The organism is Virgibacillus natechei (genome assembly GCF_026013645.1).
Taxonomy (GTDB): domain Bacteria; phylum Bacillota; class Bacilli; order Bacillales; family Amphibacillaceae; genus Virgibacillus_L; species Virgibacillus_L natechei.
In genome coordinates this window covers 1,995,258-2,016,349 of sequence record NZ_CP110224.1, presented here as the reverse complement: position 1 = coordinate 2,016,349, position 21,092 = coordinate 1,995,258, and the positions used below count along the sequence as shown (strand labels likewise).

Here is a 21,092-nt window from a genome sequence, read left to right as displayed (position 1 = left end):
TTGATAATGCTGGAGGATTTTTAAAAGATGACTAAAGTTAATCAAGAACGATTAATCACCGAATTTCTCGAACTAGTACAAATTGATTCCGAAACGGAAGATGAGGCTCGAATAGCAGATGTATTAAAAAACAAATTTACGGATTTGGGTCTTGACGTAGTTGAGGACACATCCAAGGATCGAACAGGACATGGATCGGGAAATTTAATTTGTACTTTAAAGGGGAATAAACAAGGAATAGATCCTATTTATTTCACTTCCCATATGGACACGGTAGTACCCGGCAAAGGAATTAAGCCTTCTATTGAGAATGGGTACATTGTATCAGATGGTACTACTATTTTAGGAGCAGATGATAAAGCAGGTCTTGCTGCCATGTTGGAAGCAATTCGAACACTACAAGAAGGCAATATAAAGCACGGTGATATTCAATTCGTGATAACGGCTGGAGAAGAATCTGGCTTAGTAGGAGCAAAAGAATTGGACGCCTCTTTACTACATGCAAAGTATGGCTATGCGATAGATAGTAATGGAGAAGTAGGTGATATTATTGTCGTAGCACCAACACAAGCAAAACTTTCCACTATCATTAAAGGAAAGACTGCTCACGCTGGTGTAGCACCTGAAAAGGGTGTATCTGCTATCACAATAGCTGCAAAGGCTATTTCTAAAATGCCGCTTGGCCGTATAGATAAAGAAACCACGGCTAATATCGGTCGTTTTGAAGGTGGTAATCAAACAAATATCGTAGTAGATCATGTTGAAATTTTAGCAGAGGCAAGATCTTTGACTCCAGAAAAAATGACCAAACAAGTTGAAAAAATGAAGGAAGCATTCGAAACGACAGCTGAAGAATTAGGAGGTTCAGCCGAGGTAGTTGTTGATGTTAAATACCCAGGATATAAGCAGCAGGCCGGTGATCAAGTTGTTGAAATAGCAAGAAATGCTGCGAAAAAAATCGGGCATGACAGTAGTCTATTAGAAAGCGGCGGTGGGAGTGATGCAAACGTCATTGCAGCACTTGGGATCCCCACTGTAAATTTAGCTGTAGGATATGAAGAAATTCATACTACCAATGAACGCATTCCTGTTGATGAACTGGTAAAAATAACGAAGTTTGTGACAGCAATTATAGAAGAAGCAGCAAAATAAAAATGGATGAAGTAAGACTCTTGAAGGAAAACACTCTTTCTTAAGAGTCTTTTTTCTTATATGATATAATAGAGAAAGATAATTGATTTTAAAGGGATGTAATCTGTATGGGAGAACATTTTAATACAAGTAAAGGTCGGATTATTTTTCATATAGATATGAATTGTTTTTACGCTTCTGTGGAGATGGCTTATAATCCAGAACTCAAGGGGAAACCTTTAGCTATTGCTGGAAATCCAGAAGAACGTAAAGGAATTATCGTAACAAGCAGCTATGAAGCCAGAGCAAAAGGTGTTAAAACGACGATGCCACTATGGCAAGCAAAAAAATTGTGTCCAGAATTGATTGTGATGCGTCCTAATTTTGATCGTTACCGTGCGGCTTCTAAAGAAATATTTAAAATGTTATCCGAAATAACACCACATGTTCAGCCAGTTTCCATTGATGAAGGTTATATGGACCTTACAGATATTGAACATGATGGAAATCCAATTGATGTAGCAACCAATTTACAAAAAAGAATAGTTGATGAACTTGATTTACCATCCAGTATTGGAATAGGACCAAATAAATTTCTAGCAAAAATGGCTTCAGATATGAAAAAGCCGCTAGGAATTACTGTCCTCAGGAAGAGAGAATTACCACATATTCTCTGGCCAATGCCAATTGAGAAAATGTATGGAGTTGGTAAGAAAACTGGAGAAAAATTAAATAAATTAGAAATTAATACAATTGGCGATCTTGCCAAGAAGGATGTATACGAGCTTAAACAGGTTTTAGGTATAAATGGTGAACGATTAAAGAATAGAGCAAATGGAATGGATACAAGAACAGTTGATCCAGATGCCGTACATGAATTTAAGAGTATTGGAAGTTCACAAACTTTATCCCATGATACAACCGATGAAAAAGAAATACGTAATCTCATGCATCAATTATCGGACAATGTAGAACGTCGAATGAAACGAAAGAAAGCGGCGGGGAGAAGTATACAGGTTATGATACGTTATTATGATCACACTACCATTACACGCAGTAAAAAACTAAATACGTATATTGAAACGAAAGAGGATATCTTACAAGTAGCAAATGAGTTGTTACAAAAACATTGGAACTTAGAACCAATTCGTTTACTTGGAATAACCCTTCAAGATGTTGAGGAAAAGAAAAATATTGGCGAACAGCTAAATCTATTCACATATGAGCAACGAGCCAAAAAAGAAAATCTTTATATAGCAATGGATGCATTATCAGCGAAATATGGCAAGAACACCTTTAAGCAATTGACCAATAGTGAGGATGAAGAACAGTTAAAAACAAGCTTTCAAAAAGATTTTCTTGATGATTATAAACGATGAGCTCACACCTAGTTATGAAGGTGTGAGCTCCTGTTATTTCATTATTTTTTTTACTACAGATTGTGTTATTTTTCCACCAGGATAGCGGAAAGGGAGGTCAAATTTTGTAGATTGCTTTAAAATACTTTTTTCGTGTGTGAATGTATTAAAGCTATATTTTCCATGATAGGAGCCCATTCCGCTTGAACCGATACCTCCAAATGGCAGGTGAGGGTTTGCTAGATGAAAAATGGTATCATTTATGGAGCCTCCACCAAATGATAAATATTGCATGATTTGTTCTTGCATTTTATCGGTTTCTCCAAAATAATAAAGTGCTAAAGGTTTTTCTCTGGTTTTAATGATCGCTGCAGCATCTTCGACATTCGTAAAGGTTAATACTGGTAGAATTGGACCAAATATTTCATTTTCCATAATCGGATCCTCCCACGAAATCTTATCTAGAATTGTTGGTTCAATCTTTAATGAATCTCGATCCGTGTTTCCACCATGTAATGTTGTACCGTTCGACAACAAATTTACCAATCTATGAAAATGCTTTTCATTAATAATACGTATATAGTCATCATTTTCTAGTGGTTCCTTACCATAGAAGTTCTTTATTTGTTTCTTTATGGCTTTCAGTAATTTAAATTTGACTTTTTCATGCACATATAAATAATCTGGTGCCACGCAGGTTTGACCAGCGTTTGTAAATTTCCCCCATACAATTCGTTTGGCTGCAACATTTATATTAGCGTCTTTGTCAATAATAGCCGGGCTTTTACCACCTAATTCAAGTGTAACAGGTGTCAAGTGGGCACTGGCTTCTTTCATAATCGCTTTTCCAACCTCTGTGCTTCCCGTGAAAAAAATGTAATCGAAACGTTGTTTTAATAATTTTTCACTCGTTTCTTTGGCTCCTTCTACTACGGTGATAAAGGGCGCAGGGAAGGTATTTTCTATCATATCTGCCAGCAGGGCTGAAGTTGCTTCTGCATGCTCTGAAGGTTTTAGTATAACACAGTTTCCTGCAGCTATTGCTCCAATTGCAGGTGCGAGTGCTAATTGTAATGGATAATTCCAAGGAGAAATAATCAATGTAACACCATAAGGTTCTTTTAAGATGAAACTTTTGCTTCCCTTATGCGTGAGAGGAGCAGGTACCTTAGTTGGTTCCATCCAACTACTGAGATTTTTAATTGCAAAATCTATTTCACTATATAGCAATCCTAATTCAGTAGTGAGCGTTTCTTGCCTGGATTTATTTAAATCCTTTTTAAGGGCATGATATATCTCTCTTTCATGTTCCTTTAACATTCTTCTCAGTTTTTGTAATTGTTCTTTTCGAACGGAATAATCGATTGTATTTCCATTCAAGAAATATGCGCGTTGATTTGCAATTATTGTTTCAATTTTCTCCACTGAAAACTCTCCTCTATTCTTCTGTACTTACTGATGTTTGGTGAAAGTCACTGGCCAACTCAGTATTAGGAAATACTTCGCGTGCTTCGGCTAATAACATTTGGTTATCCTCTGATTGATATCGAGAAGATATATGTGTCAGTACTAACTTTTTACTATTACTTTCTTTGGCAAGCATTGCTGCCTGTTTAGTCGTGGAATGAAAGTACTTATTTGCTAATGTTTCCAACTCATTAGCAAATGTGGATTCATGTACGAGTACATCTGAATGTTGTACAAATGCTTTGTATTGGAACGAAGAACGTGTATCACCAAGAATGCTTATAATTCTACCTTTTTTATCGGGACCAATATAATCTTTGCGATAAATAATTTGGTCATCAATTGTTTTTACTTTATCGTTTTCTTTTATTTGTTGGTAGATAGGACCAGGCATTATACCGTTATCTTTTAATTTATTAACGAGCAGTTCCCCAGGTTTATCCTTTTCAGTTATTCGAAACCCATAAGTAGGTATAACGTGATCCAATTTTTCAGCATCAACCTGAAATTTCTCATTTTCGAATAGTCGTCCACTTGTTATTTCAATAATCGATAAGGGATATGTTAAATGTGTGCCACTAACCTTGAGGCTTGTTTCGATAAAATCTTTAATACCACTTGGTCCGTAAACGGTTAGTACATCGTTCCCCCCTTGAAAAGAACGACTGCTTAAGAAGCCTGGTAGGCCGAATATATGGTCTCCATGCATATGCGTAATGAAAATTTTATTAATCTTTCCAGGTTTTATGGAGGTGCGTAATATTTGATGTTGTGTGGATTCCCCGCAATCAAACAACCATATACTATTTTGTTCCTGTAACAATTTTAAGGCAATTGCTGATACATTTCGTTCTTTCGAAGGAATACCAGCACCAGTACCAAGAAATTTTAATTCCATATTCCTAATCCTCCAAGGTAATTATTTCCAAGCTTTCCTATAGTGAAGTAGGGCTTCTAATGAGTCGTTTCATTCATCAGCAACCGTTTTTGTCTAGTATCGATTTTGCAAAAGCAAACGTCCAATAAAAATGAGGTCTCATGATTATTTCTGCTTATAATTCTTTATCGTTATAAATACGACGATAGTTTAATGCTTGACCTGGTACATCCGTAAAAACACCATCACAGCCATGGGCAATACACCGATTCAGATGTGATTGTTTATTCACAGTAAAGATGCGAATTGCCATATTTGCTTGGCGTAAGCTCTTCACAATGGAATGGTTGAGTAACCGGTAATTTAGATGAATTGCATTTGCACCTATTTCTTGAGCGTTTCTAACAAGATTTTTTTGCTTCCGAGATAGTAAAAGAGCTACCTCAATATCATTATTAATTTCTCTCATTCGTTTCAAGCTATTTGGATTAAACGAAGAAATTGTGGTACTATTTAGTAATTGATAGTGTTCGATCCTTTCATATACGATTGCTTCCAAATCCCTATAGTCTATTTTATTATTTTTTAGTTCCAGGTTTAAATATAAAGACTTATCATATACCCATTGTAAAAACTCTTCAAGGGAAGTAATAGGTGTTCCTACGAACTTTTGAGAAAACCAGGATCCAGCATCGAGCTGTTTTAATTCCTTAAATGTGAAATTTTTTACATAACCGACACTATTTGTTGTTCGCTTTACGCGCTCATCATGAATCAACACTGGTATGTTATCTTTCGTTAATTGAACGTCTGTTTCAATTCCCTCAGCCCCCTGCTGATGAGCAATCTTAAATGCAGGCATTGTATTTTCAGGTGCTAGCCTGCTAGCACCACGATGCGCTATAATTTTTGGATACAATCGATTCACCTCTCGTTTAATTGTGTTTTATTTAATGAAAAAAGTCAATTTACATAGGAGGAATTTAAGTGAAAAACTGGCAATCAAAAGAAGAGCTAACGGAATTAGTTTGCTCTCTTGTTAATCAACAAAGTATTACAGGAAGCAATGCAGAAATAGCATTACCAGAATATCTGCATCATTTATTAGCACAGAAATCTTATTTTCAAAACCATCCCTCTAATTTAAATTTACATCCACTAGAAGATGGAAGACATCTTTTAACAGCATTAGTTAAAGGAAATGAAAATACGAAAGAGACTGTAATTTTATTAAGTCATTTCGATGTTGTTGGTGTTGAAGATTATGGTTCTCTTGAAAACCTAGCCTTTCACCCGAAGGAACTCACAAAGGAAATGGCGCAAATGAAGGAACTCACTGAAGCAGTACAGGACGATTTAGCAAGCGGAGATTGGTTATTTGGCAGAGGTACAATGGATATGAAAGCAGGCCTAGCTTTGCATTTATCTATGCTTGAAAAAGCTATCGCCGGGGAATTTGATGGAAATATTTTATTGTTAACAGTCCCGGATGAAGAGGTAAACTCTCAGGGCATGTTGGCCGCCTTGCCTGTCTTAAAACAGCTAAAAGATAAGGGGGATTTAACTTTTAAGGCTTGTCTAAATGGAGAGCCAATGTTTACGAAATACCCAGGAGACCCAGCTAAATATATGTATACAGGATCTATTGGAAAAGTGTTACCTGGATTTTATTGCTATGGCAAAGAATCACATGTAGGAGAACCTTTTTCTGGGATAAACCCCAACTTAATGCTAAGTTTTCTCTCACAGCAACTGGAATTAAATGAATCGTTTATTGAAAAAATCGACGATGAAGTAACACCGCCACCTGTGAGCCTCATGCAACGTGATTTAAAAGAGGAATATTCGGTACAAACACCGCATGCCGCTGTTGCTATGTACAATGTGTTGTATTTGAAACAACCTTTTAACGAAATAAACGAAAAGCTTTTAGACGGGGCTAGAAAGGCAGCACGTAACACCGAAACATATGTGTCTCAAAAAGCAGCGAGTTTTGCTGAGATTGGCTCAGAATTTACTATGCCAGCATCAAATATAAATGTAATGATGTACGAAGAATTATATACGGAGGCTGTCAAGCGATACGGGGAAGAAGAAATAACACGTAGACAAAATTTACTAGTTAGACAGCGGGAAAAAGGTGATCGCGATTTTTCTACATTGCTGGTTCAGGACTTAGCCTCTATGTGTAAGGACCTAACGCCACTTATCGTGCTATTTTATAGTCCACCGTTTTATCCAGCTGTTTCCTCTCATGATGATCCAGCTATTAAGAAAGTAATGAATTATATTAAAAATTATACGAAAACAAACCATGCAATTGATTTAACCGTATCCGAATTTTTCACAGGTCTATCTGACCTAAGCTTTGTCGGTCCTGCATCTTCTAAAAGCAGATTGCAACAACTAACAACCAACATGCCTTTGCAGCATAATGGATTTGTTTTTCCAGAGGATGTGATGGAGCAATTAACGATGCCCATATTAAATATTGGTCCGTTGGGTAAAGATCCTCATCAATGGACGGAACGGCTGGAATTAACGTACAGCTTTGAGTATTTACCAACTATTTTAACCGAGGCTATTCATCAACTCCTGCTTAATGAATGACTTTTATCAGTAAAAAGGATACAATAAAGATAGAACTGAATGAGCATTCATTTTGGAGGAAAAAATATAATGAAAGTATTAGATAAAACAATTAGTCAACTTACCATCCCAACACCCTTTGCGGTCGGCAATACACATGTATATTTGATAAAAGGAGATTTATTGACCCTTGTGGATGCTGGTGTGAAAACGACAGAAGCTTGGGAAGCTTTAAAAACTCAATTAAAAGAAATTGGGTATTCCCCCAATGATATAGAACAAATAATTTTAACACATCACCATCCTGACCATACAGGGTTAGTGGAAGAATTCCCTCGAGCTGAACGTTTAGTCGCACATAAAAATGTCGATTTATGGTTAACGAGAAATGAAACATACTTCCAACATTATGAGCAATTTTTTAAAGAATATTTTATTGCTAGTGGTATACCTCAGCATTTTCATCGTCTGTTGGATAACCTAAGAGCACCGTTAAAGTATGCAGGTGAGGGTCATCTAACTTCTACAATTATAGAGGGTGATTCTCTTCCTGGACATGAGGATTGGCGAGTAGTTGAAACGAAGGGACATGCACAAAGCCATCTGTCATTTTACCGGGAAACGGATGGTTCATTTATCGGGGGCGACCATTTACTACGTCATATATCCCCGAATCCATTAATTGAACCACATCCAGATATGGATCAGGAAGGGCGACCAAAACCCATATTACAATATCGTGCTAACTTAAAGAAATGTATGTCATTAGGGATTCAATCCGTTCTCCCTGGTCATGGAGATATATTCTCAAATGTAGAAGAAATTATTCCGAGGCACTTGCATAAACAAGAACAGCGTGCAAAAAAAGTCGAGTTGTTATTGATGGATAACCCCCAAACTCCTTTTCAGATTTGTATGCAGATATTTCCGCATCAATATGAAAAACAGCTTGATTTAACGATGTCCGAAACGATTGCGCAACTGGATTACTTAGAAAACGAAGGCAAAGTCGATAAAACAATAGAGGACGGTATCTTTTTCTACCATGCAAAAAAAAGTAGCAAATAAAAAAATAGTAGTTACTGGAGCCTCAAGTGGAATTGGAAAAAGAATAGTTTGGCATATTGCCAAAAATGGGGGCATTCCAATAATGCTTGCACGCTCTATTGATAAATTGCAAACGCAGCAAGAACAACTTGATCAGGAGTTACATGCAGAAAGTTTTATATATCAGGTCGACTTACAAGATAAAACACAAATAGAGGCTGTGATGAAGCAGGTTTTATTGGAGCATAACCAAATACATGGATTAATTAATAATGCTGGCTTTGGAAAGTTTACTTATGTAAAGGATGTGGCCTGGCAGGATGTGCATCATATGTTTCAGTTAAACGTGTTTGCATTAATGAACATGACACAACTTTTACTGCCACATTTTTCTACTCATGGGGGAGGACATATTGTAAATATTGCATCACAAGCTGGAAAAATTTCTACACCGAAATCAGCGATTTATGCTTCAACAAAGCATGCTGTCCTCGGGTTTACGAATTCTTTAAGACTAGAAAGTAAAGAAATAAATGTTACCGGTGTGAATCTTGGCCCAGTAAGAACAAACTTTTTTGTTTCTGCAGACCCTGAAGGGACATATCAAAAAAGTGTTGATCGCTATATGCTGGATCCGGATAAAGTTGCTCAAAAAATAGTAAGGCATATGTTTACAACAAAGCGTGAAATAAATCTTCCTTATTGGATGGAATTCGGTAGCAAGCTATATCAGTTATTCCCGGGTTTAATGGAATTTGTATTGAGAAAGCAGTTTAATAAAAAATAAATATGATTAGTACGGTATATACTGTTCCTTGGGCTAAGAATCCACGTTCATGTTAGCTGGTGGCTCGCTCAAGGCGAGCCAGTGGTTCCTATCTGCCACTTCACTTTTATCTATTTGATACAATTATAGCTTACATACTTAAATCAACAATCTTTTAGGAAGGCTCTTTTTGTAAGCATTGTTGCTTTTAATTCATCGCAATTGATATAAAAGACGACGCAGTGACAATTCATTTGCAAACGCTGGTTGAGAGCAAGGATTCGCTACGGAAACACATTTCGCTTTCCGCGGGCGGCTGGTGAGCCTCCTTGTGCTGGCGCACTGCGGGGTCTCACCGAGGCCTTGCCTCCCGCAGGAGTCTTCATGTGTTTCCTACGCTGATTCAGATGATCCTGCAACTTCATCAAAAAAATTATATTGCTTAATTATATAACAAATATAGCCATGCACTCTTATGAAGGTTGATTGGAGCGGAGTATAGTCGACTCCTGCGGGAACAGCACGAGTCTGAAGACCCCGCAGCAGCGGTTTACTGCGAGGCAGGTTAAGTTCGCGACGTCCTGTCGCAACACCTGCACTAGCACGTCCTGTGCGTCGAGGGCTGAAGCCGTGCCCGCGGAAAGCGACTGTACGCAGCGGAAATCAACCTGGTAGTTATGTCGTCTTTTATAGATTTTCTGTTAAAAAAACAATTCTTTTCGGTGGGACGAGTAACCGCAGTCCCAATCTTTTAGGAAACAGCCTATGAATTACCGATGATTTGCATAGATCGAATTTTTTGTTATGTTTTTTAGTGTGTCAGATGTTTCGTCTGTTAATTCTTTTGAATGTTTAATGCTGATGTTTTCATCTACTTGGTCTACCGAGCTTGCACCGAATACTGCACTAGACACGGCAGGGTGCTTAAGCACATATTGTAAGGACATTGTATTTAATGTTTGTTTTTCACTAACTTTTTTCGAGATGTTCTCATAGAATTCATAAAGCTCCTCATATGTGTAGTCTAAGTACCCATCCTGTCCTTTTTTTTGTATTTGTTTCTCTGCATCGTTACTTAACATTCCTTTTGCTAAAGGCCCACGTGCAAGTACACTAATATGGTTCTCGTGTAAAAAATCCAGTATTTCTTCAGGCCTACGATCCAACAGGCTATATTGCATCATAACAGCATCAATAGTAGAACGATTAACGTATTCACGAATCACGTTAGGCCTAATCGACGATATACCATATGCACGAATCAGCCCCTCCGTTTTTAATTCTTCAAATGCTTCAATTGATTCACTAATAGGGTCCTCCATGGTGCCTCCGTGTAGCATGTAAAAGTCGATATAATCGGTTTGTAATCGACGCAAACTATCCTTTAGGCCACTTTTAATATGTTTTTTTGATGGATCCCAGAACCAGTCTTTTTTCTCTTTATTAAAATGATTTCCAACCTTGGTAGTTAATACAAGTTGATCGCGCTTTTCTTTAATAGCTGCTCCAACAACTTTTTCATTTTCTCCAAAGTCATATAAATCAGCCGTATCCAAATGATTTATCCCAGCATCCAGAGCTTGATTAATGATCTTCGTTGCTTCTCTTGTGTTTGAACCTAATGACATGCAGCCAAGCGTTAGGTCAGATACATATATATCTGATTTACCTAATTGATTTAAATTCATTTTACTAGCCTCCGTTTCTATTTCTACTTCTATTGTAGAAATGCTTGCGTTATTTTACAATTAATTCACAATGATGAAGTGTATCATTCACTTTTAAATCTTAAATTTATGCTAAACTAGAAAGAAGTATTTTGGAAGCAAAGGAGATTAGTATGAAATTATTTGAAGAAAAAACGATGAAAACTGAAAATATATATAATGGAAGCGTTGTTCAACTGCAAGTAGATGATGTTACATTGCCAAATGGCAAAGCTTCAAAGCGGGAAATTATTAAGCATCCAGGTGCGGTATCAGTGATTCCACTTACAAAGGATAATAAAATTATCTTTGTTGAGCAATATCGCAAGCCACTAGAAAAATCTCTTATTGAAATACCAGCTGGTAAAATGGAACGAGGCGAAAGTCCGGTAGTAACTGCTGTTCGTGAATTGGAAGAGGAAACAGGGTATACGACAAAAGATCTATCTTTCGTTACCTCTTTTTACACATCTCCTGGATTTGCTGATGAGCTTCTATACATTTATATTACAGACCAATTAGAAGCGTTGGAAACACCAGTAAAAGGCGATCATGATGAATTTGTTAAGTTACTCGAATTAACATTAGACGAAGCAAAGCAATATGTAGAAGAAGAGCGCATTCATGATGCTAAAACGAATTATGCAATTCTGTATTTGCATGCAATGGGATTGAATTAACATGCTTACTTCCTATTTTGCCGATATGCACATACACATTGGAAGAGATATGAATGGTAATCCCGTGAAAATAACAGGAGCAAAAAGTTTGACCCTTACAAACATTTTAAAGGAATCGAGTCGTAATAAAGGAATTGACATGATTGGCGTCATCGATAGCCAATCTCCAGCTGTTCAACAGGAAATCAAGCAACTAATAGAAGCAAATGAAGCGTATCAGCTAGATGATGGTGGGATTAGATTTGAGAACGTAACCCTGCTACCAGGCTCAGAAATAGAAGTTTATGATGAAAATTGTAAGGGCCCTATTCATGTGTTGTGCTATTTCCCTACCTTAGAGAAAATCGAGCAATTCTCTGAATGGCTGACCACAAAAATGAAAAATATCACGCTTAGTTCGCAAAGGTATTATGGAACTGCAAAAGAATTACAATATAAAGTGAAGGAATTAGAGGGGATTTTTATTCCTGCTCATGTATTTACACCGTTTAAAAGTTTATATGGAAGAGGGGTAGAGGCTTCATTAAATGAAGTATTTGATCCTGATTTGATTGATGGAATTGAACTTGGCCTAAGTTCAGATACACGAATGGCTGACCAAATTAAAGAATTGCATAACTACACGTTCATTACGAATTCTGATGCGCATTCATTACCCAAAATAGCACGTGAATATCAGGAGATAAATATGAAAGAGCCTTCTTTTAAAGAATTTAACTGGGCTCTTCACGAGGTAAATGATAGAAAAATAAGACAAAATTTTGGGATGAATCCGCAACTTGGAAAATACCATACTACCGTTTGCGATAACTGTTTAGAACTGTTACCATCACAAACATTGAAATGCAATAAATGTGGTAGCGTAAAAATAATAAAGGGTGTACTGGATCGAATTTTAGAATTGAAAAATATAAATGAGCGATTAAGAGAGAGACCCCCATACTTATACCAAGTACCATTAGAGTATTTACCATCTTTAGGTAAAAAAACATTTGAAAAGCTAATAAATCAGTTTGATACAGAAATGAATGTGTTACACTTCGCAACTTTCGACCAATTAAGTGAAGTAATTCCTGAGAAACTAGCAAATTCTATTATTCAAATGCGAGAAGGAAAATTAGCAATCAAAGCAGGTGGTGGCGGCAAATACGGAAGTGTGAGTCCATCATAAAACATAATAATAAAATAAAAAGATAGATAAATTGGTATTTTTAACAGGAATCTTTCATAGTTTTTAATGATAGACCCATCTCTCGAATGGAGGATTCCGATGCTCAAAAATAAAACGCTACTAATGAATCACGTAAAGGAACATGCAACGATCTATCTGTTTATGATTATTCTATTTTTAACAGGGATCATATTCGGAGCAATTATTGTTAATAGCATGAGTTTTGTACAAAAACAGGATTTATTCTTTTATTTAGAACGGTTTTTCGGCCAAATTGCGAATAACCAATCTGTAGATAATGTAGAAATATTAAAAAGTAGTTTTTTTTATCATGTTAAATATTTATTACTCTTATTTATTTTGGGTTTATCGGTTATTGGTTTACCGGTTGTTTGGATCTTACTATTTATAAAAGGTTTGGTAATTGGTTTCTCTGTAGGATTTATTGTAAATCAACTTGGAGGATCAGGGCTTTTGCTAGCATCTCTTTCGATTGCTCCGCAAAATATTCTGATTATCCCTGTTTACATTATAGCTGGAAGTCTGTCGATGATTTTTTCATTAACTTTATTAAATAAATTGTTTACCCGGAAAATTTCGCAACCTGTGTTCCAACCATTTGGCAGATATGTAATGATCTTTTCTATTTTGCTCGCCATTTCCTTTATCGCTGCAGTCTTAGAAGCTTATGTTGCCAATGAAGCAATGGAATCAATAATTCAATCATTTTATCAATAATTAATCTTAGGTTATAATTATTATAAATACAAAGTAATAAGAAATATTTTGACACATGTTTCTTAGATGCATATAATAAAGGTGGGAAATGAGGGAGGTTAACATGCCATGGAACATCGAATTGAAGGAATTAAAAAACAGCTCCATGCCCAGAGCTATAAGCTTACTCCGCAACGAGAGGCAATTGTTCGTATATTGCTGGAAAGGGAGGAAGATCATTTAAGTGCAGAGGAGATATACTTACTTGTAAAAGAAATTGCACCTGAAATTGGTTTGGCTACTGTTTACCGTACACTTGACCTACTCTCTGAATTAAAAATAGTTGATAAAGTTAATTTTGGCGATGGTGTTTCCTCTTATGACCTTCGCAAGGAAGGTGCAAAGCATTTTCATCATCATCTTGTCTGTATAGAATGTGGTTCTGTTGAAGAAATTGTTGATGATTTATTAGAAGATGTAGAGAAAATTGTTCAAAATGATTGGGGATTCCAAGTGAAGGATCATCGTTTGACCTTTCATGGTATTTGCAAACAATGCCAGGAGGTAAAGGTTGAAGCAACTCATTAAATCATGCATAAAAGCCTTTTCCCTTAGGGATAAAGGCTTTTATGCATGAGGAGGGGACTTGGTTTGTACCCCATTTTGAGTTTATAATTTACAAATAGATGGAAAAAGGGTACATTTGATTTGTAGAAGTTCCCAAATAATCTAGTTTTATTTACATTTAGATGTATAAAGTTATTCTTTTATGGCATATCTTTTAATAGGTTAGATTATTAAAAGAGGGGACATGCCATATGAAGCGAAGGATATGGGATACATTTAAGGTTTTTGCACTATTTATTATATGTACATTCTTATTTTATTTTGGTTTGCGCACGATGCATGCAGAATATGAACATTATCACCGTTATGACCCACCAGAAGGGCCTGCTGTTAAAGTTTTCAATGAAGATCAAAGTATTATAGACCGATTTAATTTGTTTTTTCGATTAGGGGAGTAAGAAATATGCTGACATATGCATTTGAAGATTTTTTTCATTACTTGCGAATAGAAAGAGGCTTGTCTGAAAATACAATAAAATCCTATAAACGTGACTTGACAAGTTACCTTCAATATATTGGAACAGTTATGCAGAAAACGGATTGGGAAACAGTAGTAAGAACTGATATTATTGGGTTTTTGTATATGTTAAAGGATAATGGAAAATCTTCAGCAACCATATCACGACATATAGCATCCATACGATCCTTTCATCGGTTTTTAATAGGTGAGCAGCTAGTGAAACAGGACGCGAGCTTGCATATTGAAACCCCCAAGAAGGAACAAAAGCTACCAGATGTGTTATCAAAGCAAGACGTCGAAACGTTGCTAACAATAAATGGAGATTCACCATTAAGCATTCGAAATAAAGCGATGCTTGAATTATTATACGCTACTGGATTACGTGTAAGCGAATTAATAACGTTAAAAGTAAGCGACCTACACTTAACGATGGGCTTTGTTCAATGTCTAGGCAAAGGATCACAAGAAAGAATAGTCCCTCTTGGTAACGTCGCAAAAAGAGCTGTAGAGGATTATTTAACTCATGCAAGAGGAGTTTTGGTAAAACGTCAAAACGATGACAATGTATTATTTGTTAATCAACATGGTAGGCCATTATCAAGACAAGGTTTTTGGAAAATACTAAAAGGGGCTGCAAGCAGTGCGCGCATAAACAAAACGATTACACCACACACATTGCGGCATTCTTTTGCTACTCATTTACTTGAAAATGGTGCAGATTTACGTGTGGTACAAGAGATGCTGGGGCATGTCGATATATCTACCACACAAATTTATACCCATGTGACAAAAGCTAGACTCACAGATATATATAAAACGTATCATCCAAGAGCATAATTTTTTAAAATAGTGGTCAGACATCTTACAACATACACAAGAGACATAGATAAAAGGATTGTTGGGAATATAATTATAGTGAGGAGGTAATTTAAATGACAAAATTTAAGCGTGTTTTTTTAGTTGTGATGGATTCTGTTGGAATTGGTGAAGCACCTGATGCAGAAAAGTTTAATGATAAAAATGCAGACACATTAGGTCATATTGCTGAGCATATGAATGGTTTGCATATGCCAAATATGGCTGGTTTAGGTCTTAGTAATATTAAACAGTTCAAAGGGATACCAAAAGCTACGTCACCCAAAGCACATTTTACAAAAATGGAAGAAGCCTCAAATGGCAAAGATACAATGACAGGACACTGGGAGATCATGGGCTTAAATATTGAGAAGCCATTTCGAACATTTCCTAATGGCTTTCCAGTTGAGTTAATAACGGAATTAGAAGAGAAAACCGGAAGAAAGATTATTGGAAATAAACCTGCATCTGGAACGGCTATTCTAGAGGAACTTGGTAAAGAACACATGGATACTGGGGCATTAATTGTCTATACATCAGCTGATTCTGTGCTTCAGATTGCTGCACACGAAGAAATTGTTTCGATTGAAGAACAGTATCGAATTTGTAAAATCGCTCGGGAGCTGACATTGGATGAGAAATACATGGTTGGACGAGTGATTGCGCGTCCGTTCGTTGGTGAACATGGGAATTTCCAACGGACACCCAATCGTCATGATTATGCATTGAAACCATTTGGCCGGACTGTAATGAATGAACTTAAAGATGCTGATTATGATGTAATTGCTTTAGGGAAAATAGATGACATTTATGATGGCGAAGGGGTTACAGAAGCGATTCGTACAGCTGATAATGCCGACGGAATGACAAAATTAGTTGAGTCCATGAATCAAGATTTTACTGGTATTAGTTTTTTAAATCTAGTTGATTTTGATGCTAAATTTGGTCACCGCCGTGATCCACAAGGGTATGGTGAAGCGCTTGAAGCTTATGATGCAAGGCTTCCAGAGGTACTGGATCAAATTAAAGAAGATGATCTACTTATTATAACTGCGGATCACGGGAATGACCCTATTCATCATGGAACGGATCATACACGTGAATACGTTCCGTTGATTGTTCATCATTCATCGATCACAGATGGAAAAGAATTACCGATAAGAAAGACTTTTGCGGATATTGGTGCGACAATTGCTGATAACTTTGGCGTGACAATGCCAGCCTTTGGTAAAAGTTTTCTAAGTGAAATGTAACGTGCTTCAGAAATTTTATATGGAAGGGGTTTAATCAAATGAAACAAAAGAGTATCAAAGAAGCAAGTTCTTATATTTCGGGAAAATTATCTGTAAAACCTACAATTGGCTTAATCTTAGGTTCTGGCCTCGGTGTATTGGGAGAAGAAATTGAAAATCCGGTAAAGATCCCTTATAAAGAAATACCACATTTTCCTACATCAACAGTTACGGGTCATAAAGGTCAATTAGTCATAGGGGAACTCGAAGGACAACAGGTTATAGCCATGCAAGGAAGATTTCATTATTATGAAGGCTACTCGATGCAACAGGTAACCTTTCCAGTGCGTGTTATGAAACAGCTAGGTATTGAGTCCATTATCGTGACTAATGCAGCAGGGGGGATTAATGTTGACTTTAACCCGGGTGATTTAATGTTAATTTCGGATCATGTTAATAATATGGGAGATAACCCATTAATTGGTGAAAATGATGATGACCTAGGTGTACGCTTTCCTGATATGTCACAAGTATATGATAAAGAATATATGCAACATGCAATTTCTTGTGCTAATGAGCTTGGAATAGGTTTGAAAAAGGGCGTGTATGTAGGAAATACAGGGCCGACTTATGAAACACCTACCGAAATTAAGATGCTTAGAAGTTTTGGCGGTGATGCTGTAGGGATGTCTACAGTACCGGAAGTTATTACAGCAGGACATGCTGGTTTACGCGTATTAGGTATCTCATGCATCTCTAATATGGCAGCAGGGATATTGGACCAGCCATTAACCCATACAGAAGTAATTGAAACAACAGAAAAGGTGAGAGAGGACTTCTTGCAATTTATCAAAAAAATCATAAAAACATTACCACAATAAATTATAAAAAGGCTGATTAATATGAGAATGTATGACATCATTGAAAAAAAAAGAGATGGGCACTCGCTAACACAAGAAGAAATACAATTTTTTATAGAGGGATATACAAATAACGAAATCCCAGATTATCAAGCAAGCGCATTATTAATGGCTATTTATTTTCAGGATATGACACAAGAGGAACGTGCAAATTTAACAACATCCATGGTTGAATCCGGTGATCAAATTGATCTTTCTGCGATTTCTGGTATAAAAGTAGACAAGCATTCCACTGGTGGCGTTGGCGATACAACAACCTTGATCCTGGCTCCATTGGTAGCTTCAGTAGGTGTCCCAGTTGCGAAGATGAGCGGAAGAGGACTTGGGCATACTGGTGGTACAATTGATAAGCTCGAAGCAGTTCCAGGATTCCATGTAGAAATAACGAATGATGAATTTATTGAACTTGTGAATCAGAATAAAGTTGCGGTAGTTGGTCAATCTGGTAACTTAACACCGGCAGACAAAAAAATATATGGATTAAGAGATGTAACTGCTACAGTAAATTCCATTCCTTTAATCGCCAGTTCGATTATGAGTAAGAAAATAGCGTCAGGCGCGGATGGCATCGTACTGGATGTAAAAACTGGTGCAGGTGCTTTCATGAAAGAGATTGAAGAAGCCAAAAACCTTGCTAATGCTATGGTATCTATTGGGAATCAAGTTGGAAGAAATACAATGGCAGTTATCTCCGATATGAGTCAGCCACTTGGTAACGCAATTGGAAATGCCTTGGAGGTGAAAGAAGCAATTGATACCCTTCAAGGAAGGGGGCCAGAAGATTTAACTGAACTGTGTCTCACCTTAGGTAGCCAGATGGTTGTCTTAGCTGATAAAGCGGATAATATCGAAGAAGCAAGATTAAAACTAGAAACCAATCTTACTAATGGGAAAGCTTTGGAACAGTTTAAGATTTTCCTTGAATCACAAGGTGGAGACGCGAGTGTAGCGGATTCACCAGAAACCTTACCGCAATCTACCTATAAGATTGAATTACCAGCAAAACAATCAGGAACTATTGCAAAGATAATTGCAGATGATATTGGTTATTCAGCAATGATGCTAGGAGCCGGGAGAGCTACCAAAGATTCTCAGATTGACCTTGCAGTAGGTATCGTCCTGCATAAAAAAATAGGTGATAGCGTACAAGAAGGTGAATCTCTACTGACAATACATGCAAACCAGGATGCTGTTGAAGATGTGAAAGAAAAATTATATGCAAGTATTGATATCTCAAATACAGATGTGGAAGCACCTACTTTAGTTTATGATATGATCACGAAATAATATGAAGAAAAAAGCACACATTTCAGTGTGCTTTTTTTCATTTACGAAAGTATAAAAAACACCGATGATGGCAATCCTAAAATTATATTAATTGCTGGAGGTAAAATAATGAAAAAGTTTGTTTTAATTGTCAGCTTCATATATTTAATGACATTCGCGATAGCCGCTCCTGTTTTTGCAGAAGAAGAAAATAATGATAATTCTAATGAATCATTAGATCTTGCATCAGATGCTGAATCGGCCATTTTAATAGAAAGAGATACTGGAAAATTAATTTTCGATAAAAATGCTCATGAGAAGCTTCCGCCAGCCAGTATGACTAAAGTAATGACATTACTTTTAATTATGGAGGCGCTGGATCAAGGTGATCTAGAATTAGACGAAGTGATACAAATTAGCGAATACGCGGCTTCAATGGGTGGGTCACAAGTGTTTTTAGAAGCAGGTGAAGAGATGTCCGTAGAAGATCTGTTGAAAGGTGTTGCTATTGCTTCTGGTAACGATGCTAGTGTAGCCTTGGCAGAAAGGATTGCTGGTAGTGAAGAAGCTTTTGTACAAAAAATGAACGATAAAGTAGAAACGTTAGAGTTAGAAAATACGAAGTTTCAAAACACAACTGGTTTACCTGCTGATGACCATTACAGTACATCGTATGATATGGCAATAATAGCAAAAGAATTATTAAAATACGAAACGATAACAGATTATACATCTGTTTATGAAGATTACTTAAGAGAAGGCGAAGAAGATGAATTTTGGTTAGTAAATACAAATAGACTGGTCCGGTTCTACTCTGGAGTAGATGGTTTGAAGACAGGATTTACGAATGAGGCAAAATATTGTTTGACGGCTACAGCACAAAAAGATGATATGCGAGTAGTTGCTGTTGTAATGGGTGTAGAAACTCCAAAGGAAAGAAATGCTACTGTCTCTGAAATGCTCGATTATGCATTTAATCATTTTGATACAAAGAAACTCTTTGATAAAGATGAAATAATTACAACGATGCAGCTTTTAAAAGCAGAAAATAAAGATATAGATGTTGTAGCATCTCAATCAATAAGTACGATTCATGCAAAAGGAGAGTCGACTGAGAACCTACAAACAATTGTAAATGTTGAAGAGGATGTTACGCTTCCACTTAAGAAAGGTGATCAAGTAGGGACTTTGATCGTAGAAAATGAAAATGATACGTTATCAGAGACACCATTAGTAGTGGACCGAGGTATCGAAAAGGCTTCCTATTTCACATTTATAAAGAGGTCTATGCAGGAAATGGCGAAATATCGGTAATTTCATCTAATTTAATCGAATAACTTCTACTTTTGTAGTAAGGCAGGAATTAACCCACTTAATCGAGAAAAGTAAATTATAAGCGTATCTACAAGGAGGAAATTAAATGGGTTTGAATTCACTGTTTGATCTAAAACAAGATGTATTAATCGTAAGGCTCTCTGGAGAATTGGATCACCACGAAGCAGAGTTATTACGTGAACAATGGAAAGATATGATGTATAAAAATGACGTAAAGCATGTCCTATTAAATCTGGAGTCTATGACATTCATGGATAGTTCTGGATTAGGTGTTGTGTTGGGGAGATATAAAGAAGTTCTCCAAATTGGCGGAGAGATGGTAGTATGTTCTATTTCACCACCAGTTAAACGTTTATTCGAGATGTCAGGTTTATTTAAAATTATTCGCTTAGAGGAGAATGAAGAATTTGCTTTAGAAACGTTGGGGGTGGCTTCATGAAAAATGAAATGTTTTTGGAATTTTCTAGTGTCAGTCAGAATGAATCATTTGCACGAGTCAGCGTAGGAGCTTTTATTACGCAATTGGATCCTACTATGGAAGAATTAACAGAAATTAAGACGGTCGTTTCTGAAGCAGTAACGAATTCTATTATTCATGGTTATAACAATGAAGCGCATCATACTATTTCTATTAGCTGTCAGATTCATGATGGAGAAATTGAATTAACGATTAAGGATAGTGGAGTAGGAATTGGTAATATTGACGAAGCGCTTCAGCCGTTATATACGTCCAAACCTGAATTAGAAAGGTCTGGTATGGGATTTACAATCATTGAAAACTTTATGGATACAGTTGAAGTTATGTCAACACCTGATCATGGTACAACCGTAAACATGACCAAGCAATTAATGAAAAGTGAAACGGTTAGTAATTAGGGGTGTCTGCCT

Annotated in this window: 21 protein-coding genes; 17 read left to right on the top strand and 4 right to left on the bottom strand. The window is 36.6% G+C overall.

From position 1 onward, the window contains the following. Positions 1 to 27 precede the first annotated feature (27 nt). Together OLD84_RS10540 and OLD84_RS10535 are read left to right on the top strand one after the other, a co-directional pair. On the top strand, positions 28 to 1,152 hold the full coding sequence (locus OLD84_RS10540) for a M20/M25/M40 family metallo-hydrolase (protein WP_209462867.1): 1,125 nt from the start codon (positions 28 to 30) through the stop codon (positions 1,150 to 1,152). A 107-nt stretch (positions 1,153 to 1,259) separates the two neighbouring features. Continuing rightward, complete coding sequence (locus OLD84_RS10535; RefSeq protein WP_209462866.1) at positions 1,260 to 2,510, top strand: DNA polymerase IV; 1,251 nt, start codon at positions 1,260 to 1,262, stop codon at positions 2,508 to 2,510. A 33-nt stretch (positions 2,511 to 2,543) separates the two neighbouring features. Here the strand turns inward: OLD84_RS10535 and OLD84_RS10530 are convergent, their stop codons facing one another. From OLD84_RS10530 to OLD84_RS10520, 3 genes are all read right to left on the bottom strand, one after another. Continuing rightward, positions 2,544 to 3,914, bottom strand: a complete 1,371-nt coding sequence (locus OLD84_RS10530) for an aldehyde dehydrogenase (protein WP_209462865.1) — start codon at positions 3,912 to 3,914, stop codon at positions 2,544 to 2,546. A gap of 13 nt (positions 3,915 to 3,927) precedes the next feature. Continuing rightward, positions 3,928 to 4,854, bottom strand: coding sequence for a ribonuclease Z (gene rnz / locus OLD84_RS10525; RefSeq protein WP_209462864.1), 927 nt, complete (start codon positions 4,852 to 4,854; stop codon positions 3,928 to 3,930). Positions 4,855 to 5,008: 154 nt separating this feature from the next. Then, a complete protein-coding gene (locus OLD84_RS10520; protein WP_209462863.1) occupies positions 5,009 to 5,752 on the bottom strand; it encodes a glycerophosphodiester phosphodiesterase in 744 nt (247 codons plus the stop codon). A 68-nt stretch (positions 5,753 to 5,820) separates the two neighbouring features. Here OLD84_RS10520 and OLD84_RS10515 point away from each other — a divergent pair, with 68 nt between their 5' ends. From OLD84_RS10515 to OLD84_RS10505, 3 genes are all read left to right on the top strand, one after another. Continuing rightward, on the top strand, positions 5,821 to 7,443 hold the full coding sequence (locus OLD84_RS10515; protein WP_209462862.1) for a M20/M25/M40 family metallo-hydrolase: 1,623 nt from the start codon (positions 5,821 to 5,823) through the stop codon (positions 7,441 to 7,443). A 69-nt stretch (positions 7,444 to 7,512) separates the two neighbouring features. Then, positions 7,513 to 8,490, top strand: a complete 978-nt coding sequence (locus OLD84_RS10510) for an MBL fold metallo-hydrolase (protein WP_209462861.1) — start codon at positions 7,513 to 7,515, stop codon at positions 8,488 to 8,490. After that, the gene (locus OLD84_RS10505) at positions 8,468 to 9,256 is read left to right on the top strand and encodes an SDR family NAD(P)-dependent oxidoreductase (RefSeq protein WP_209462860.1); all 789 of its coding nucleotides are present in this window, start codon (positions 8,468 to 8,470) and stop codon (positions 9,254 to 9,256) included. Before OLD84_RS10510 ends, OLD84_RS10505 begins: the two co-directional genes overlap by 23 nt. Positions 9,257 to 10,005: 749 nt before the next feature. Here OLD84_RS10505 and OLD84_RS10500 read toward each other — a convergent pair. Further along, a complete protein-coding gene (locus tag OLD84_RS10500; protein ID WP_209462859.1) occupies positions 10,006 to 10,923 on the bottom strand; it encodes an aldo/keto reductase in 918 nt (305 codons plus the stop codon). 152 nt (positions 10,924 to 11,075) lie between these two features. Between OLD84_RS10500 and OLD84_RS10495 the strand changes: the two genes are divergently transcribed. From OLD84_RS10495 to spoIIAB, 12 genes are all read left to right on the top strand, one after another. Beyond that, positions 11,076 to 11,621 (top strand): NUDIX hydrolase, encoded by a 546-nt coding sequence (locus tag OLD84_RS10495; RefSeq protein WP_209462858.1) that lies wholly within the window; start codon positions 11,076 to 11,078, stop codon positions 11,619 to 11,621. A gap of 1 nt (position 11,622) precedes the next feature. Beyond that, the gene (locus tag OLD84_RS10490) at positions 11,623 to 12,792 is read left to right on the top strand and encodes an endonuclease Q family protein (RefSeq protein ID WP_209462857.1); all 1,170 of its coding nucleotides are present in this window, start codon (positions 11,623 to 11,625) and stop codon (positions 12,790 to 12,792) included. A 99-nt stretch (positions 12,793 to 12,891) separates the two neighbouring features. After that, positions 12,892 to 13,530: a stage II sporulation protein M gene (gene spoIIM / locus OLD84_RS10485; RefSeq protein WP_209462856.1), complete on the top strand. Its 639-nt coding sequence runs from the start codon at positions 12,892 to 12,894 to the stop codon at positions 13,528 to 13,530. 108 nt (positions 13,531 to 13,638) lie between these two features. Further along, positions 13,639 to 14,097, top strand: a complete 459-nt coding sequence (fur, locus tag OLD84_RS10480; protein WP_209462855.1) for a ferric iron uptake transcriptional regulator — start codon at positions 13,639 to 13,641, stop codon at positions 14,095 to 14,097. 230 nt (positions 14,098 to 14,327) lie between these two features. Continuing rightward, on the top strand, positions 14,328 to 14,534 hold the full coding sequence (locus OLD84_RS10475; RefSeq protein ID WP_209462854.1) for a YqzK family protein: 207 nt from the start codon (positions 14,328 to 14,330) through the stop codon (positions 14,532 to 14,534). A gap of 5 nt (positions 14,535 to 14,539) precedes the next feature. After that, entirely contained in the window at positions 14,540 to 15,433 is an 894-nt protein-coding gene (gene xerD / locus OLD84_RS10470; RefSeq protein ID WP_209462853.1) for a site-specific tyrosine recombinase XerD, read from the top strand. A gap of 95 nt (positions 15,434 to 15,528) precedes the next feature. After that, positions 15,529 to 16,704 carry a phosphopentomutase gene (deoB, locus tag OLD84_RS10465; RefSeq protein ID WP_209462852.1) on the top strand — a complete coding sequence of 392 codons (1,176 nt, stop codon included), beginning with the start codon at positions 15,529 to 15,531 and terminating at the stop codon, positions 16,702 to 16,704. Positions 16,705 to 16,742: 38 nt separating this feature from the next. Further along, positions 16,743 to 17,564: a purine-nucleoside phosphorylase gene (locus OLD84_RS10460; protein ID WP_209462851.1), complete on the top strand. Its 822-nt coding sequence runs from the start codon at positions 16,743 to 16,745 to the stop codon at positions 17,562 to 17,564. 21 nt (positions 17,565 to 17,585) lie between these two features. Further along, positions 17,586 to 18,890, top strand: coding sequence for a pyrimidine-nucleoside phosphorylase (locus OLD84_RS10455; RefSeq protein ID WP_209462850.1), 1,305 nt, complete (start codon positions 17,586 to 17,588; stop codon positions 18,888 to 18,890). A gap of 108 nt (positions 18,891 to 18,998) precedes the next feature. Continuing rightward, positions 18,999 to 20,183, top strand: coding sequence for a D-alanyl-D-alanine carboxypeptidase family protein (locus tag OLD84_RS10450; RefSeq protein WP_209462849.1), 1,185 nt, complete (start codon positions 18,999 to 19,001; stop codon positions 20,181 to 20,183). A 106-nt stretch (positions 20,184 to 20,289) separates the two neighbouring features. Continuing rightward, the gene (gene spoIIAA, locus OLD84_RS10445; RefSeq protein ID WP_209462848.1) at positions 20,290 to 20,643 is read left to right on the top strand and encodes an anti-sigma F factor antagonist; all 354 of its coding nucleotides are present in this window, start codon (positions 20,290 to 20,292) and stop codon (positions 20,641 to 20,643) included. After that, on the top strand, positions 20,640 to 21,080 hold the full coding sequence (spoIIAB, locus tag OLD84_RS10440; RefSeq protein WP_209462847.1) for an anti-sigma F factor: 441 nt from the start codon (positions 20,640 to 20,642) through the stop codon (positions 21,078 to 21,080). The genes spoIIAA and spoIIAB overlap by 4 nt, the downstream gene beginning before the upstream one ends. The last annotated feature ends 12 nt before the right edge of the window (positions 21,081 to 21,092 follow it).

Excerpts from the sequence above, each read along its gene's own strand:
- spoIIAA (WP_209462848.1), top strand. The coding sequence starts at position 20,290 with ATGGGTTTGAATTCACTGTTTGATCTAAAACAAGATGTATTAATCGTA.
- OLD84_RS10490 (WP_209462857.1), top strand. The coding sequence starts at position 11,623 with ATGCTTACTTCCTATTTTGCCGATATGCACATACACATTGGAAGAGAT.
- fur (WP_209462855.1), top strand. The coding sequence starts at position 13,639 with ATGGAACATCGAATTGAAGGAATTAAAAAACAGCTCCATGCCCAGAGC.
- OLD84_RS10540 (WP_209462867.1), top strand. The coding sequence starts at position 28 with ATGACTAAAGTTAATCAAGAACGATTAATCACCGAATTTCTCGAACTA.
- OLD84_RS10455 (WP_209462850.1), top strand. The coding sequence starts at position 17,586 with ATGAGAATGTATGACATCATTGAAAAAAAAAGAGATGGGCACTCGCTA.
- OLD84_RS10500 (WP_209462859.1), bottom strand. The coding sequence starts at position 10,923 with ATGAATTTAAATCAATTAGGTAAATCAGATATATATGTATCTGACCTA.
- OLD84_RS10475 (WP_209462854.1), top strand. The coding sequence starts at position 14,328 with ATGAAGCGAAGGATATGGGATACATTTAAGGTTTTTGCACTATTTATT.
- deoB (WP_209462852.1), top strand. The coding sequence starts at position 15,529 with ATGACAAAATTTAAGCGTGTTTTTTTAGTTGTGATGGATTCTGTTGGA.
- rnz (WP_209462864.1), bottom strand. The coding sequence starts at position 4,854 with ATGGAATTAAAATTTCTTGGTACTGGTGCTGGTATTCCTTCGAAAGAA.
- OLD84_RS10495 (WP_209462858.1), top strand. The coding sequence starts at position 11,076 with ATGAAATTATTTGAAGAAAAAACGATGAAAACTGAAAATATATATAAT.
- OLD84_RS10535 (WP_209462866.1), top strand. The coding sequence starts at position 1,260 with ATGGGAGAACATTTTAATACAAGTAAAGGTCGGATTATTTTTCATATA.
- spoIIAB (WP_209462847.1), top strand. The coding sequence starts at position 20,640 with ATGAAAAATGAAATGTTTTTGGAATTTTCTAGTGTCAGTCAGAATGAA.
- OLD84_RS10505 (WP_209462860.1), top strand. The coding sequence starts at position 8,468 with ATGCAAAAAAAAGTAGCAAATAAAAAAATAGTAGTTACTGGAGCCTCA.
- xerD (WP_209462853.1), top strand. The coding sequence starts at position 14,540 with ATGCTGACATATGCATTTGAAGATTTTTTTCATTACTTGCGAATAGAA.
- OLD84_RS10450 (WP_209462849.1), top strand. The coding sequence starts at position 18,999 with ATGAAAAAGTTTGTTTTAATTGTCAGCTTCATATATTTAATGACATTC.
- OLD84_RS10460 (WP_209462851.1), top strand. The coding sequence starts at position 16,743 with ATGAAACAAAAGAGTATCAAAGAAGCAAGTTCTTATATTTCGGGAAAA.
- spoIIM (WP_209462856.1), top strand. The coding sequence starts at position 12,892 with ATGCTCAAAAATAAAACGCTACTAATGAATCACGTAAAGGAACATGCA.
- OLD84_RS10510 (WP_209462861.1), top strand. The coding sequence starts at position 7,513 with ATGAAAGTATTAGATAAAACAATTAGTCAACTTACCATCCCAACACCC.